Source organism: Brevibacillus sp. MER 51 (genome assembly GCF_023714195.1).
In the GTDB taxonomy this organism is placed as follows: Bacteria; Bacillota; Bacilli; order Brevibacillales; family Brevibacillaceae; genus Brevibacillus.
The window spans coordinates 385,562-400,578 of record NZ_JAMAUS010000004.1; the positions used below are offsets into that span (position 1 = coordinate 385,562).

Below are 15,017 nucleotides of genomic sequence, written 5' to 3' on the forward strand. Positions count from 1 at the left end.
GGGAGTCGGATGGCAAAAGTAGTTCCGGGGCGTTTTACAGCACAAATGGAAGGATCTTTCGTCGTATTTATCATCGGGATGCGAATCAACCGTATGCTTGCGGTTCATAAGTGGATGCCAGTAGCCAACGCCATGGGTGGCATGATGCGAGAGTTGTATCAGCATCCTGAGCTCGGACTTTTGGGGCACACTTCGCATTTTAATCTCCGTGAAATCACCCAAATCCAGTACTGGCGATCCTATGAGCACCTGGAAAATTACGCGAGAAAAAGCCACAATCATCTGAGCGCGTGGAAGAAGTTCAACCAAGCGGTAGGAATGGATGGAACGGTTGGGATTTTTCACGAGACGTATTTGGTCGATGCGGGAAAATACGAATGTCTTTACGGAAATATGCCTGTCTGGGGATTGGCCAAGGCAGGAGAGCATCTACCGGCAGTGGGAAAAAGGGAGACGGCACGCCGGCGTTTGGGCGGTGAGAACGAGCCAGCAGTTCCTACTCCTGCACAATAACAGAAGAGACCGGCAGCCACAAAAGAATTGAGTAGCGGTAAGTTTATCCACTAATCCAATGCGCGTCGATACAAAAAAAGGTCGCCCCGATTCTGCTGTGGGCGACCTTTTTGCCGTCAAAAGTCAGGCAGATTATCCAAATTGTTTTCCTTGATTCCGTCTGGCTCACTCCGCAGAATGTCTCTCCCATACTTGTGAAATACGTCTACATGAGCCAGCTTGCCAGCCTTTGCGTCGTTGAGTGCGGTGATATAGTCGAGCTCGCGGCCTGTGTCTGTTTTAAAGGCGATCAAGTCTCCATCGTCATTTTTCCTGACGGCGACGATTTGCTCTTTTCCCGTATTCGTCAGTGGGCTGTTGTCTTCATTTTCCTGGATCGCCTGTTGTTCTCCGGCATTTTTGTACGTTTCATAAATTTGTTCAAAGTTTCGTTGATCCATGCATCATCCCTCCTCATCAGTAGGGTGCCTAAAATAGGGGAGAACATGTATTCGTTTTGATTTTCGGTGACTATGCTCGCTGTGAACTTAGAGGAAGCAAGGTCGCTGCAATCCACTTATACGATTCGATTGAATAGCTACTATCCAAACGATTCGCAAAACTCCGAACCCATCCATCCAAATCATCCATTGAGAGTTCATCACGATTCCAGACAGGTCAGTCTGATCCAGTTCACTGCATTGAGTCAGGTCATCGAGAGCGTCTGCAGCATGAGTGGCAGCATGCGCCCAGCGTTTTTCTTCCCCATAGCCTCGCAGGTCTGTTTCTTGCCGGATGTAAGAGAAAAGGATGATTCCGATGCAGGATCAAGATAAGGGGAAGCAATAAAACGACGGAATAAAAAGAGTAGAGGGCAGATTTTCCGAAACCCGCCCTTTCTCTAAAAAACTGCCTTACTCACTCGGTTGTCAGGCGCAGCAGCCAATCTTTCAAGTCTACGATACGCAAAGTTTTGGGTTTCGTGGTTGTCCCGGTTACCAGCAGGGGAACGAGTGAATCGATCTCGTGCAAGGAACCGTGTGCCGCTCCGCCGATATGGGTGGGAGAGCTTTCGGTAATGAGCTCATGCCCAGGCTGAACAGTAACGACCACATAGCTGCCTTCATGCGAATTCATTGCGCCATAGAGCCTCGCTAGAACGTCCGGGTATTTCCCGTATGTCATCCGGTTGTTCTTGATGGTCATATCCAGCAAACGCGGATCGCCATCGAAGCTCCATGTTTGACCATATGGATCAATATAGGGACCGTTTGGCTGGTAAGAAAACTGTTGATTGATCTGGCCTGCTGTTACGACAATCTTTTGATCTTCCTTACGCGCAATGATGTCCAGCTTAGCTTCACGCTGCAAGCGTTTTACGATATCCGATAACGGAATACGTGAGTCCAAGGCGTAAATATAAGCCATCCGTTCGTTGGTCGAAATCACGACTTGATCAGTAGGGGTGACAGGCTGACTGATTTTGGCTATGCGATAGTCGGTCAATAAGCTGCGCAAGTCAATGGTAGCGGTCTTGCGATCATCCAGAACAGGGGTCTGTCCACTGTCTCCCATGACGATCCACCGCGCTTCTTTGATTGCCTTGTCCCACGAGCCAAATGCATCGAGTACGGTCTGAAGCGCTTTATCCGCTTTTTCAATCCCTTCGATCGTAGCGGGTCCCTTCTTATGTACTTCCATATCATTTTCCGGCAAGTAGGTGATGGTAAGAGGGGGAAGCTTCTTGTTGGCGATGAGATAGGCAGCCTCCTGCGCGGAAAACTCATCGTTCATCCCGTATTTTCGCCAAATGCGCTTTTCACGCTTTTGATTCGGATCAAGCTGGGCAAATGCTGCATACGACATCAATTTTGGTCCGGTCACATTCAGTTCACTTGGCAAACGTGTGCCGAAATCAATGAGACGGGGGATTTGTAAGGTGTGGGGCGTTTTGCCTCGCCATAGAATCGCATTGATGGAAGCGGTATCCTTGCCTTTTTCCGCCAATTCTTCATGGATGGTTTTCGTATGCGGATTGAGCTGGACCAGGTTTAATTGATGAAGGATATCTAATAGCACTTGTGGCTGATCGATCTTTAGCCCTTCTTTGGGGCCATACCCGTAATAAATCATCCGCTTTTCCTTGTTGCTGAACCAGGATAATCCCGGTACATGATGCTGATTGGCATACGTCCCTGTAAGAAGGGTGCTGTCGATCGCCACCGACATGGTGGGGAATGAGCTCACAACTTGCGGGTAATAGCGCCCGTTTGCAAGCAAATAACCCAAAGCTGGAGCGCGGCCTTGCCGGATTGCTTCTTGCAGTGGTTTGTCCATTAACGAATCAATGAGAATGAGCAGGACAGGCTTTTGTGATTCGTTTTTCTCAGCCGTGGGTTGAGCCTTAAGGCTATGCTGACGGATTTGGGAAGCTGAGTCTGGCTTGCAGCTGATCACAGTCAGACTCAGCACCAACAGGAGAAGGGTGGCGTATGTGAATCGCGGCTTCATGTTTCCATTCCTTTTATGCGAATTTGGTTTTCCCTATTTTTCGTTTTCGGGGAAAAATTATTCTCCAAGCCTGCCTCATTTACCCTTCCGGTAACAGATGAGAGATCTCTACAACCACCCCTTTTTCCAAAAATAAACGAGGGATGCGATTACTGAGGGTGGCAACGACTTCATAATTGATCGTTCCGAGCATTTCAGCAATCTCATCGACAGTAATCTCGACGTTTCCTTGCTTGCCATAAATCACGACTTCATCGCCTTGCTTTCCACTGCCTTCTCCCAAGCTGACCATCATCTGATCCATCGTCACTCGCCCTGCGATTGGCAACCTTCTGCCTCGATACAGAACAAATCCCCGGTTAGAGAGTGCGCGCGAATATCCGTCGGCATAACCGATTGGAACCGTCCCGATGACCTCTCCGTGCTTTGCTATGTATGTAGCCCCATAACTGATGGTATACGGTGGCGTCAGCATTGTCTTCACATAGGAGAAGCGCGATTTCAAGCTGAGTGCCGGAACGAGCTTCACACGATGGAGTTGGCGGATATAAGCAGATGGATACAGCCCGTACATGCCGATTCCGAGGCGGATCATATCGGCGTTGTATTCGGGAAAAGCAATAGTGGCGGCGGTGTTGCACATGTGTACGGTCGGAAGCTCGAAGCCTTTTTCCTTCAGGTAACGAAGATAATCAACAAATAACTCGTGTTGCGCTTTGGTCAATGTGTGGTCAGGTTCATCCGCAGTGGAAAAATGAGTGAAGATTCCGGTCCATGCAAGGGAAGAGCTTGAAGTTAACGCCTTCACGACTGAAAGCAACGCAGATTTTGTCCGTACGCCGAGACGTCCCATGCCGGTGTCTACATTGATATGGATGTTCAAACGATTGGAGAAAGTGGTTGCTTTGACAATTTTATCGGCTTTTTTGATCCAATCGGCCTGAAACGCAGACAGCTCAATATTCCAGGCGACCGCCTCTTTGACACGTGAAAGAGGAGTGAATCCCAGCACGAGAATAGGTGCTACAATGCCCGCCTTTCGCAAGACGATGCCTTCTTCCAGGATGGCGACAGCGAGAGAAGTAGCCCCGTACTCGAGGGCATGGCGGGCTACTCCAACAGAACCATGGCCATAGGCATTCGCTTTTACAACTGCCATGATTTTCGTCTGTTCAGGAATATGCCGGCGTATGGCCCGAATGTTTTTCTTAATGGCATCGAGATTGACCTCGATCCAGGTTTCGCGAAACAACTGTTTCATCACGAAAATCCCTCCCTTTTTGTGGGAAACAATTCCCTCTTCCATGCGTATTCACCGTTTCTTCTTCTTAGGCGTGGCCTATCACTATCAGGAAGTGAAAACAAAAAACAGACCAAGTGTAGGGAGGCCTGTTTAACGACAACCATGTTCTGACTGGGAACGTAAAAAGGGCAGACTGCCGAGATACTCGGAGCCTGCCCTTTTCATTGGGTGGGTGCTGATACGAACTTATTTTTTATTCGTTTGCTTACGCGTTTACTGGTTTGCCTTCATCCAGCAACTGACGCAGAACCGTTTGCAGGATACCACCATTGCGGTAGTAGTCTACGTCTACCATGGAATCGAGGCGCACGATTACTTCGAATTCGAAAGTGCTGCCGTCTTTCTTCGTTGCTTCTACTTTTACGCGTTGGCCAGGTTGAACATCATCGGAGAGACCCACAATGCTGAAGGACTCAGTACCGTCGATGCCGAGGGACTTCCAGCTTTGGCCATCAGCGAATTGCAGAGGCAGAACGCCCATACCAACCAGGTTAGCACGGTGGATACGCTCGAAGCTCTCAGCGATAACCGCTTTGATACCCAAGAGGAATGTACCTTTTGCTGCCCAGTCACGGGAAGAACCAGTACCGTACTCTTTACCAGCCAGTACAACGAGTGGAGTACCGTCTGCTTGATACTTCATGGAAGCATCGTAGATGGACATTACTTCGTCAGTTGGCAAGTATTTCGTTACGCCGCCCTCAGTTCCAGGAGCTACTTGGTTGCGGATACGGATGTTCGCAAATGTACCGCGCATCATGACATCGTGGCTACCACGACGAGCACCGTAGGAGTTGAAGTCTTTGCGCTCTACGCCGTTTGCTTGCAGATACAGACCTGCTGGGCTAGTTGGCGAGATGTTACCAGCTGGGGAGATATGGTCAGTTGTCACAGAATCACCGAAGAGTGCGATGGTGTTCGCTGCTTTGATGTCTGCAATTTTAGCGATTTCTCCAGCCAGGTTTTGGAAGAATGGCGGTTCTTGGATGTACGTGGATTTTTCATCCCACTCATACAGGTCGCCAGTTGGAACGTCGATTTTGTTCCAAGCTTCGTTTTGTGTGAACACTTGGCCGTACTCAGCGCGGAACAGAGCCGGATTCATAGCTTTGTCCATAGCAGCTGCGATCTCTTGTGGAGTTGGCCAGATGTCTTTCAAGAATACAGGTTGACCGTCTTTGCCAGTGCCGATTGGCTCTGTAGTCAGGTCGATATTTACAGTACCTGCGAGTGCATAGGCGATAACCAATGGAGGAGAAGCGAGGTAGTTCGCTTTTACCTGTGCATGGATACGGCCTTCGAAGTTACGGTTACCGGAGAGTACCGCTGCAACTGTCAGATCTTCGTCAGCGATAGCTTTGCTGGTTTCCTCTGGCAATGGACCGGAGTTACCGATGCAAGTGGTGCAACCATAACCTACGACGTTGAATCCGATAGCATCCAGTGAATCGATCAGACCAGCGTCTTTCAGGTATTGGGTAACTACGCGGGAACCTGGAGCCAGGGAGCTTTTTACGAAAGGAGGCTTTTTCAGGCCTTTTTCCACAGCTTTTTTCGCCAGGATACCTGCACCCAGCATTACGCTAGGATTTGATGTATTGGTACAGGAAGTGATCGCTGCGATAACAACCGAACCAGTTTTCAGCGTAGCTGTTTCACCGTTTGGATAAGCAACAGGTGCGCTAGCTGCGATTTTCTCTTCGGAGAGACCAAATCCGCCTTTGTCGATCGGCGTCACGAGGCTGTTATTGAAGGATTCCTTCATAGCAGTCAGTTCTACGCGGTCTTGAGGACGTTTTGGACCAGCCAAGCTAGGTACGACAGTGGACAGATCCAGTTCCAATGTTTCGGAGAATACTGGGTCAACAGTCTCGTCAGTACGGAAGAGGCCTTGTGCTTTGGTGTAAGCTTCAACCAAGGAGATGAGGTCTTCTTCACGACCGGTTTGACGCATGTAGTTGAGTGTCTCAGCATCTACTGGGAAGAAGCCCATAGTAGCGCCGTACTCAGGTGCCATGTTTGCTACGGTAGCGCGGTCAGCCAGAGAGATGTTGGACAGGCCTGGTCCGTAGAACTCCACGAATTTACCTACAACGCCTTTTTTACGCAGCATTTGCGTAACAGTTAGAGCGAGGTCGGTTGCAGTCGCACCAGCACTCAGGGTACCAGTCAGTTTGAAACCAACTACTTCTGGCGTTACGAAATACAGAGGTTGTCCGAGCATTCCTGCTTCTGCCTCGATACCACCAACACCCCATCCAAGAACACCAAGACCGTTGATCATAGTGGTGTGGGAGTCAGTACCTACGAGAGAGTCAGGGAAAGCAACCAATTCGCCATCTACTTCGCGAGTAGCGATTACCGTTGCGAGGTACTCCAAGTTTACTTGGTGAACGATACCAGTAGCTGGAGGAACCGCACGGAAGTTGTCAAACGCAGTTTGTGCCCAACGCAGGAAGCGGTAGCGCTCTTGGTTGCGTTCGAATTCCAATTTCATGTTGTTGTCCAGAGCGGACGCGTTACCGAAATCGTCAACCATGACGGAGTGGTCGATAACGAGGTCAACTGGAACCAACGGGTTGATTCGTTTTGGATCTCCACCAGCGCGCTTCATCGCGATGCGCATCGCTGCCAAGTCAACTACAGCCGGTACACCGGTGAAGTCTTGCAGAACGATACGAGCTGGCATGAGAGGTACTTCTTGGTTTTCGTCGCGGCCTTTTGTCCAGGTCGCCAATTGTTGTACGTGTTCTTTGGTGATCGCGCGGCCGTCGAACTGACGAACAGCAGCCTCGAGCAGAACTTTAATGGAGAACGGCAGTTTGGAAACATCGCCCAATCCTTGTTCTTCCAACCCTTGCAGGCGATAGTAAGCAAAAGACTTGTCGCCTACTTGCAGGGAAGACTTTACTTTGTAAGCATCTTTGTTAGCCAATGTATACAACCTCCCTATAATAACTTGGAGTTTCATCTGGTGAAACGTTGTTTCGTTTCTTCATTACGAACCTATTATATACGATTTGTTTCCCGGCTTCTACCCCAAATTCATCATTTATATACAAAAATCATAGGTAAAGAAAATTGGATCAGAAACGTCTTCTTACTTAGTAAAGAAGAAAATTGCACGCACTTGAATTATTATCCCGTTTATATTTCGTTTACATTCATGCAGTATCTTATCACTTGCAAGTGAAAATGAGTGGAGGAAAAAGGGGAGAAATGAACGAATGGAACAAACCAACAGCGTAGCGAAATGGGGAAACTGGCGACCTTTCTTTCGATTAATTAGGGACACAAAGCCATCCAAGCTGAAAATCGGTGTCGCGTTGTTCATGAGCATCGCAACTACACTAGTTAGCTTAGTGATACCGTTGTTTACGAAGGATTTGGTGGACAGCTTTTCCCTGTCTACGATCACAACACCGCAAATCATTCTAATGATCGTTGCCTTTGTCGCACAAGCCATTGCAGGAGGACTGTCCATCTACTTATTAAATCATGTCGGCGAGAGTGTGGTGGCCTCACTCCGTGAACGACTATGGAAAAAACTGCTCGTCCTGCCGATCTCTTATTATGATAACAACCGGACAGGTGATACGATCAGTCGAATGACAAACGATACCGGCGTTGTGAAAAGCCTGATTACGGAGCACCTGTCCAGCTTTTTCACAGGATTGATCACGATTGTTGGTTCTGTGGTGACCTTGCTCTACCTCGATTGGCAAATGACGTTAACCATGCTCGTTGCTGTGCCGCTGTGCATCGGGATTCTCATGCCGCTTGGCAGTCAGATGTACAAAATTTCAAAAGGATTGCAAGATGAAACGGCCAGCTTTACAACCATTATGAATCAAGTGCTCCAAGAAATGCGGCTCGTCAAATCTTCCAATGCCGAAACCCACGAGTTGGGAATGGGAACAAAGGCAATCGGGAATTTGTTCCGATTCGGGCTGAGAGAAGGAAAGGTCCAAGCCGTCATTGGACCGCTAATGTCCTTTATCCTGATGGTGCTGCTCGTGGTTGTGATCGGCTATGGTGGCATGCGCGTGTCCATGGGAGCATTGACAGCTGGTGAGCTGGTCGCATTTATTTTGTATCTGGTGCAAATTGTCATCCCACTAGGGCAATTCACACAGTTTTTCACCTCGTTACAAAAAGCCATGGGGGCAACCGAAAGAATCATATCGACACTGAACGCTGAAGAGGAAGATCTTCTGACAGGACGGACGCTTGAAAACGCAGGACTGCCCATCCATTTGAGCCATGTGAGCTTCGCGTATGAGAACGGGGAAACCATTCTCGATGATGTCAGCTTTACGATTGGGGCGGGAAAAGTAAATGCGATTGTCGGACCGAGCGGCAGCGGCAAGACGACGTTGTTTTCCCTAGTTGAAAGATATTACCAGCCGCTGACTGGAGAAATCAGGCTAGGCAATGATCCCATCACGGATTTTTCCTTGAAGTCATGGAGAAGTCAAATCGGCTACGTTTCCCAGGAAAGTCCATTGATCGCCGGAACCATCCGAGAGAATATTTGCTACGGGATTTCACGGACGATTACCGACGAGGAGTTGAAGGAAGCGGCAAAGATGGCCTATGCGGATCAATTTATTGAGGAATTGCCGAATGGCTATGAGACAGAAGTAGGGGAGCGAGGCATGAAGCTATCGGGTGGACAACGCCAACGAATCGGCATTGCCCGTGCACTGCTTCGGGACCCCCAAATCTTGATGCTGGATGAAGCGACCTCTAGCTTGGACAGTAATTCCGAGATGATCGTCCAGAAGGCGTTGCAAAATTTGATGAAGGGACGCACCACCCTCGTGATTGCCCATCGCTTGTCTACCGTGGTGGAGGCAGACCAAATCATCTTTTTGGAAAAGGGAAAAATCACAGGTATGGGTACACATGAAGAGCTTTTTCAAACCCATGAGATGTACCGGGAATTGGCTAGTCAGCAATTGCTCGTAAAAGAGAGGGTGTAGAACGTGACCACGATTATGGTAGTTGACGACGATCCGCATATTCGCGAGCTTGTCAGCGTCTTCTTGCGCAATGAAGGCTTTACGATAGTGGAAGCCGTTGACGGACAGGAGGCATTGGACAAATTGGAATCAGTTGCCGCACAACTGGTGATTCTTGACATCATGATGCCGAACATGGACGGCTGGGAGCTGTGTCGAAAGCTTCGTGAGTATTATGATTTTCCCTTGCTCATGCTGACTGCCAAGGGAGAGACATCACAAAAAATCAAAGGCTTTGAGCTAGGGACAGATGATTATTTGGTGAAGCCGTTTGATCCGCAGGAGCTGGTCGTCCGGGTAAAAGCGCTGCTCAAGCGCTACCGGATTGCCGCTTCGCATCAGGTTCAAGCAGGTCAACTGTTACTTGATCGTAAAACATTTGCAGTCACGAGTGGCACGAAAACCTGGACGATCCCACTAAAGGAGTTCGAGTTGTTGTTCAAACTGGCCAGCTATCCCGGGCAGACCATTTCCCGCGAGCAGCTGATCGAACAAATATGGGGCTATGATTTTGAGGGGAATGAGCGTACGGTAGACGTGCACATCAACCGGTTGCGGGAACGTTTTCCGGAAGCGATGTACGGCTTTTTGATCCGGACGGTCCGAGGACTTGGTTATCGTTTGGAGATCGTCGTATGAAAAAGAGAAGTCCAGAACATTCCTATGTTTTGCTGAAAAAAATCGTCGGTGTGGTGGGCTTATGTGTTGTTTTTGCCTTGTGCGGCCTAGGTGCATACGGGATTACGACTCTCTTTTATAGCTATACGGGCTATCATCCCAATAATCTTGTAAAAACGTTGGTCCAATCCGTTTTGAACTGCATCCTGTTTATTGGGGTAGGAATAATTATTTCTTTCTTCACCATGTCAAGGCATCGGGGCAGGTTTCAACCATTGATTGATGCGCTTAGACGGATTGCCATGGGGGATTTTCGGGTCAATCTGGATATCAAGCTGGCGCATGAATGGGGGGAGCTGGTGGACGGCATCAACCATGTGGCGGAACAATTAAATGAAATGGAGAAGCTGCGGCAGGAGTTCATCTCCAATGTTTCCCACGAAATCCAATCGCCTTTGACGTCCATCAGCGGGTTTGCTCGCGCCCTGCATAATGAAGGACTTAGCCAAGAAGAGCGTAAACGCTACTTGGAGATTATCGAGTCGGAAAGCAAGCGACTGTCCAAGATCAGCGACAACCTGCTTAAGCTCACTGCGCTAGAGGGCATCCAGCATGATTTGGAGCGGAAGTCATATCGGTTGGACACGCAACTACGCGCACTTATCCTTGCATGCGAGCCCCAATGGGTGGCGAAAGAGATTGAAATGGACATAGACTTGGAAAAAGTCGAAATCGTGGCAGACGAGGATATGCTGAGTCAAGTCTGGACCAACTTGCTTGGGAACAGCATCAAATTCACAGGGGCAGGCGGGAAAATCAGCGTAAAGCTGGAGAAGGTAAACGGAGAAGTACTCGTGAAAATAATCGACACAGGAATCGGGATTTCCAAGGAAAATCAAGAGCGCATTTTCGAAAGATTTTTCAAGGCGGACCCATCGCGGAATCGAGCCAATTCGGGTAGTGGTCTGGGGCTGGCGATTGTGAAAAAAATAATTGATTTGCATCATGCCACGATCGTCGTGGATAGTGAAGTAGGGAAAGGTACCACGTTTACGATTACATTTGTTCAAACGGCGTAAAAAAGCTGCCCCTTCGTCCGAGTGACGGTCTGGGACAGCTTATTTTTATTTTCATTACGGGTAAACCAGTTACGCGCCGATATACTTGGCATGGAGCGAACGTGCCAGGCTGACGTCATCTGTGCCTTGCACGAGGACGCGACCATCTGGGAAAATGACGAGCGTGTACGTATCGACACGGAAACGCAGCAAAAACTTGTTCTGCTCAATTTGTCCCAAAGGGGAAAGTCTTTCAGCCAATGCGTTCAGATCAAGTGTCATTGCAGCGGCGGGCGAGATTTGTACGGTGTCTCGACCACAAAGCGAAACGGCTTGTCCATCTTGGGTATCCGGCTGTAAAAACGAAAATTGCTTCTGCCCGCATGTCGGACAATCGTCTCGGCGGGCATTGACCACCTTGATTTGCTGATGGCGGTTATGCCAAATCTCAAAGTGCTCCAAATTCGGATTGAGTTCATCGATTGCGCCCACTAACAGCTTGAATGCTTCTGTTGCCTGATAGGAGGCGACGATGTGAATGATCGGTCCGATGACGCCAGCCGTGTCACAGGTAGGCATCTCGCCCGGGTTTGGCGCTTCAGGGAAAAGACAGCGCAAGCAAGGCGTGATTCCTGGACGAATCGCGGTAAAGGTTCCGGTCGCACTCACGGCGCCACCGTACACCCACGGGATACTATGCTTAACGCAAACATCGTTCACGAGATATCTCACCTGAAAGTTATCTGTCGCATCCAGAACGAGATCGACGTCTGCCAGCAATTCCTCCGCATTGTAAGCGGTGAGGTCTGCGACAATCGGTTCGATCGTAACAGCTGAATTGATCTTTGTCAGCTTGGCGTGGGCTGCAATTGCTTTTGGCAAATGCTCGGCTGCATCGGATTCGTCGTAGAGCATTTGACGCTGCAGGTTGCTCGGCTCGACGAAGTCGCGGTCAATGATGCGAACAAAACCTACTCCAGCACGGACCATATGATTGGAGATAACCGTTCCGAGCGCTCCCATGCCGACGATCGCAACACGACTTCGCCCGAGCTTCTCCTGTCCACTGCGCCCGATTGGATGAAACAAAATTTGACGGGAATAGCGAGTATCCAAGGCGTTACTCCACCTTTCCTTCTGGCATCGCAAGCGGATTCCATGGTCCTTGCTGATGGCCCTTCCATTCGCTTCCATCTTCCCACATTTCTTTTTTCCAAATAGGAACGATCTGCTTGAGTCGCTCGATGGCATAACGGCCTGCTTCAAATGATTCATTGCGATGCGCTGTTGCCACGGCACAAACAACCGCTATCTCTTCCACAGTCAAATGACCGATGCGATGGTGCATCGCGACTTGCGCTCCCGGCCAGCGTTCCTCGATCTCAGCTGCCACCTGCTTCATTTTTTCAACAGCCATAGGGGCATACGCTTCATAGGACAAATACACGGTGCGCTGCCCATGGGTGAATTCCCGAACAGTTCCGACAAAAGTAAGAATTGCACCCGCATGCGGGTTGCTCACCAATCGAACGAGCTTGTCCGCAGAAATAGGCTCCTCGGTAATGGCAAAGCGCGGGTCTTCTTCTCCGCCGCTTACTGGAGGTAAGAGGGCAATCTCGTCATCGGCTGAAAGGATTTGATTTTTCGTTGCATATTCGTGGTTGATAGAGACAAAGCAACTGCCCAAAAGCGCAGAGAGCGCAGGATATTCTTTTTCCACTGCTTGCAGAAGGTCGCTAACGGTCGCGCCTTCAGATAAGGTCAACTGTACTTCCCGGGCATTCGCACGTTCGGCGAGTCCGGCAAATAACAAGATTGTAATGGTCAAGACAATTCCTCATTTCCCTGGATGATACTACTCTCTAGGCTAGACGATATCATAAACCGATCAAAGTTGCCAATGAATGGGGTGTTACAATCAACAGTAGATTCTAAGGGGCGAAGCCTTCCTGACTCAAATAAATCTGATCCGGCGGAAAAACACGTAATAGCCGATCATAGACGATCCGATAGGCGGTAGGATCATACCATTGTTCCAGTCCCAACTGTTCATAGAGAGCGGGAGTGCCGTTTCTTTTCGTTCGTTTGCCGCCGCTGCCATCTCCCATATAAAAGTCATCGACACAGACACGGGTGACCAAGGGTCGCAAAATCTCCGGGAATGACTCACTGCTCGGCAAAACAGGGGCAATCGTTGCTTGTGTAGGGATGCCTGCTTCCGCCAAGCGCTGGAGTGTTTTGAGCCGCGCTTGAATGGGGGGAGCTTGCGGGCTAAAGTGCCGGCGAATCTCCTCCAAATCGGTCTCGACGGTCATGCTGATGCGGACGCGATCACCCAGCAGGAGCAACAAATCTGCATCCCGCCAAACCAAGGGACTTCTCGTCTGCACCAGCAAAAAATCGGGTGGATTCTCTACCATGACTTCGAGGAAAGACCTCGTTACTTTTTCCGTTTGTTCGATGGGCTGGTACGGGTCTGTACTCGAAGACATGAAGATGGTTACCTTTCCTTTTTTCTTTGCCCGCAAAAGCTCCTTGCGCAATAAATCGGCAGCTTGCTGCTTAATGTCAACCCACGTGCCCCATTGCTCGTTGCGAAACAAAGAGACAGGCATTTGCCGAACATAGCAATAAGAGCAGGCGAAAGAACAGCCCGTATAGGGATTGAGCGAGTGAGTGTAATCCGCAAGAAATCCGCTTCCTTTATTAAGGAGGGTTTTCGGCATTTTATAGGAAAGGATGCTTTTCATATGGGGCGTTCCTCACTTTGCATCGTGAAAAATAATTCCGAGGCTGTAGCGCTTTCCTGAGGTAATCGTACTGACACCGTGGCGCAGCGTGTTTTTATAGTAGCCTCGCGTTCCCTGCACAGGACGGTAGGATGTCGGGAAAATCAGGCCAGCGCCTTGGTCCAAGGTTATCACATGTCCCCTGCTCTGTGCGCGCAGTCGTTGCTCCATCAGTAGAAATTCTCCGCCTCTGTAGTCCTTCTCCTTCTGATTCAAGGCAAAAACCACTTGAAACGGGAAGAACACTTCGCCGTACATATCCTGATGCAAGCAATTATAGCCACCTGTTTCGTATTTCAAAATCAGTGGAGTAGAGCGCAACTGACCCTGCTCGTGACATTGCGCCAAAAATTCAGGGAGGGTAGCAGGATAAATAGCTTCGCGTCCCAGCAGTTCCAGCCACCGATTCGCAGTCTGCGCAAGCATTGGATAAAAGCCTTCGCGAAGCTCCTGCAAAAGCGAGGGAAGGGGAGCTTGATAATAGCGATACTCCCCTTCACCGAAACGGTACCGCGCCATTTGGATCGTATTGCGAAAAAGGTCATCCTGTCCATACGTAGCGATTAATTCTTCGCACGCATCGGCGCTTATTAAGGAAGGAAAAGTTGCATACCCTTGTTTGTCTAGCTCCTGTTGCAACGAATGCCAGTCAAGTGCAGCGATCGTCTCTGCCACTGATTTAGCCATGCTTCACACCCCGATTTGTCTTTTTCTCCAGATCAAGCAGAGTTGTCTTCATGGGCAGTCCTCCACGATAGCCAGTTAGTGAACCGTTTTTACCGACGACGCGGTGGCAGGGCACTGTAATGAGAACCGGATTGGCACCGATTGCTGCACCGACAGCACGAACAGCAGCAGGCTTTTCAATAACGGTTGCAATGTCGGTGTACGATACCGTTTGACCGTATGGGATTTGGCGCAGTGCCTCCCAGACAGCGAGCTGAAAAGGCGTTCCAGACAGGTCGCAATCCATGGAAAAATGCTCGCGCGTTCCCTGCAAATACTCCATCAGTTCTGTTGCAAAAGGCTTTAGCCATAGATCGTCTTGCACCAGCGAACTTTGTGGGTGATGTTTTTTAACCCAAGCCTCCAATTCAGCAAAAGGCTGGTTGACCGAGCCGACATAACAAAGCCCGGCAGTCGTTGCAGCTAAATAAATGGTCCAATCACCATGCACAAGCATGGACCAATGTACCGTCTGATTCTTCCTCGTTTCCAATTC

General features: G+C 49.4%; 14 protein-coding genes. 5 read left to right on the forward strand and 9 right to left on the reverse strand.

Translation table 11 applies throughout. From position 1 onward, the window contains the following. Positions 1-9 precede the first annotated feature (9 nt). Positions 10-513, forward strand: a complete 504-nt coding sequence (locus M3630_RS11495) for a DUF4188 domain-containing protein (RefSeq protein WP_221868149.1) — start codon at positions 10-12, stop codon at positions 511-513. A 116-nt stretch (positions 514-629) separates the two neighbouring features. Here M3630_RS11495 and M3630_RS11500 read toward each other — a convergent pair whose 3' ends face one another. Then, complete coding sequence (locus M3630_RS11500; protein WP_173610979.1) at positions 630-953, reverse strand: DUF3892 domain-containing protein; 324 nt, start codon at positions 951-953, stop codon at positions 630-632. 81 nt (positions 954-1,034) lie between these two features. Here M3630_RS11500 and M3630_RS31345 point away from each other — a divergent pair, with 81 nt between their 5' ends. Beyond that, positions 1,035-1,328: a hypothetical protein gene (locus tag M3630_RS31345; protein WP_463674828.1), complete on the forward strand. Its 294-nt coding sequence runs from the start codon at positions 1,035-1,037 to the stop codon at positions 1,326-1,328. Positions 1,329-1,410: 82 nt separating this feature from the next. Here the strand turns inward: M3630_RS31345 and M3630_RS11510 are convergent, their stop codons facing one another. The 3 genes from M3630_RS11510 to acnA all read right to left on the reverse strand — a co-directional run bounded on the left by M3630_RS11510 (position 1,411) and on the right by acnA (position 7,241). Further along, complete coding sequence (locus M3630_RS11510; RefSeq protein WP_251252191.1) at positions 1,411-3,003, reverse strand: alkaline phosphatase family protein; 1,593 nt, start codon at positions 3,001-3,003, stop codon at positions 1,411-1,413. 79 nt (positions 3,004-3,082) lie between these two features. Continuing rightward, the gene (alr, locus tag M3630_RS11515) at positions 3,083-4,264 is read right to left on the reverse strand and encodes an alanine racemase (protein ID WP_251252238.1); all 1,182 of its coding nucleotides are present in this window, start codon (positions 4,262-4,264) and stop codon (positions 3,083-3,085) included. A 247-nt stretch (positions 4,265-4,511) separates the two neighbouring features. After that, entirely contained in the window at positions 4,512-7,241 is a 2,730-nt protein-coding gene (gene acnA / locus M3630_RS11520) for an aconitate hydratase AcnA (RefSeq protein WP_221868151.1), read from the reverse strand. A gap of 292 nt (positions 7,242-7,533) precedes the next feature. On the opposite strand from acnA, the gene M3630_RS11525 reads away from it, so the two are divergent. Genes M3630_RS11525 through M3630_RS11535 form a run of 3 tightly spaced genes read left to right on the forward strand, consistent with a single transcriptional unit; the run spans position 7,534 to position 11,027 of the window. Beyond that, positions 7,534-9,291, forward strand: coding sequence for an ABC transporter ATP-binding protein (locus M3630_RS11525; RefSeq protein ID WP_173610982.1), 1,758 nt, complete (start codon positions 7,534-7,536; stop codon positions 9,289-9,291). Between the two features lie 15 nt (positions 9,292-9,306). Further along, positions 9,307-9,969 (forward strand): response regulator transcription factor, encoded by a 663-nt coding sequence (locus M3630_RS11530; RefSeq protein ID WP_217367230.1) that lies wholly within the window; start codon positions 9,307-9,309, stop codon positions 9,967-9,969. Beyond that, the gene (locus M3630_RS11535; protein WP_251252192.1) at positions 9,966-11,027 is read left to right on the forward strand and encodes a sensor histidine kinase; all 1,062 of its coding nucleotides are present in this window, start codon (positions 9,966-9,968) and stop codon (positions 11,025-11,027) included. Before M3630_RS11530 ends, M3630_RS11535 begins: the two co-directional genes overlap by 4 nt. A 69-nt stretch (positions 11,028-11,096) precedes the next feature. On the opposite strand, the gene M3630_RS11540 is transcribed toward M3630_RS11535, so the two are convergent. From M3630_RS11540 to M3630_RS11560, 5 genes are all read right to left on the reverse strand, one after another. Next, on the reverse strand, positions 11,097-12,122 hold the full coding sequence (locus M3630_RS11540) for a ThiF family adenylyltransferase (RefSeq protein ID WP_251252193.1): 1,026 nt from the start codon (positions 12,120-12,122) through the stop codon (positions 11,097-11,099). Between the two features lie 4 nt (positions 12,123-12,126). Beyond that, positions 12,127-12,834, reverse strand: coding sequence for a molybdopterin converting factor subunit 1 (gene moaD / locus M3630_RS11545; RefSeq protein WP_251252194.1), 708 nt, complete (start codon positions 12,832-12,834; stop codon positions 12,127-12,129). A gap of 103 nt (positions 12,835-12,937) precedes the next feature. Continuing rightward, positions 12,938-13,756 carry an SPL family radical SAM protein gene (locus M3630_RS11550; protein ID WP_251252195.1) on the reverse strand — a complete coding sequence of 273 codons (819 nt, stop codon included), beginning with the start codon at positions 13,754-13,756 and terminating at the stop codon, positions 12,938-12,940. 12 nt (positions 13,757-13,768) lie between these two features. Then, positions 13,769-14,482, reverse strand: a complete 714-nt coding sequence (locus M3630_RS11555; protein WP_221868154.1) for a 2OG-Fe(II) oxygenase — start codon at positions 14,480-14,482, stop codon at positions 13,769-13,771. Beyond that, on the reverse strand, positions 14,475-15,014 hold the full coding sequence (locus M3630_RS11560; protein WP_251252196.1) for a methylated-DNA--[protein]-cysteine S-methyltransferase: 540 nt from the start codon (positions 15,012-15,014) through the stop codon (positions 14,475-14,477). The genes M3630_RS11555 and M3630_RS11560 overlap by 8 nt, the downstream gene beginning before the upstream one ends. Positions 15,015-15,017: the final 3 nt, after the last annotated feature.

Bases quoted from the DNA above. Each gene is read 5' to 3' on its own strand.
- M3630_RS11495 (WP_221868149.1), top strand. From the start codon at position 10: ATGGCAAAAGTAGTTCCGGGGCGTTTTACAGCACAAATGGAAGGATCT.
- M3630_RS11500 (WP_173610979.1), bottom strand. From the start codon at position 953: ATGGATCAACGAAACTTTGAACAAATTTATGAAACGTACAAAAATGCC.
- M3630_RS11510 (WP_251252191.1), bottom strand. From the start codon at position 3,003: ATGAAGCCGCGATTCACATACGCCACCCTTCTCCTGTTGGTGCTGAGT.
- alr (WP_251252238.1), bottom strand. From the start codon at position 4,264: ATGAAACAGTTGTTTCGCGAAACCTGGATCGAGGTCAATCTCGATGCC.
- M3630_RS11525 (WP_173610982.1), top strand. From the start codon at position 7,534: ATGGAACAAACCAACAGCGTAGCGAAATGGGGAAACTGGCGACCTTTC.
- M3630_RS11530 (WP_217367230.1), top strand. From the start codon at position 9,307: ATGGTAGTTGACGACGATCCGCATATTCGCGAGCTTGTCAGCGTCTTC.
- M3630_RS11535 (WP_251252192.1), top strand. From the start codon at position 9,966: ATGAAAAAGAGAAGTCCAGAACATTCCTATGTTTTGCTGAAAAAAATC.
- M3630_RS11550 (WP_251252195.1), bottom strand. From the start codon at position 13,756: ATGAAAAGCATCCTTTCCTATAAAATGCCGAAAACCCTCCTTAATAAA.
- M3630_RS11555 (WP_221868154.1), bottom strand. From the start codon at position 14,482: ATGGCTAAATCAGTGGCAGAGACGATCGCTGCACTTGACTGGCATTCG.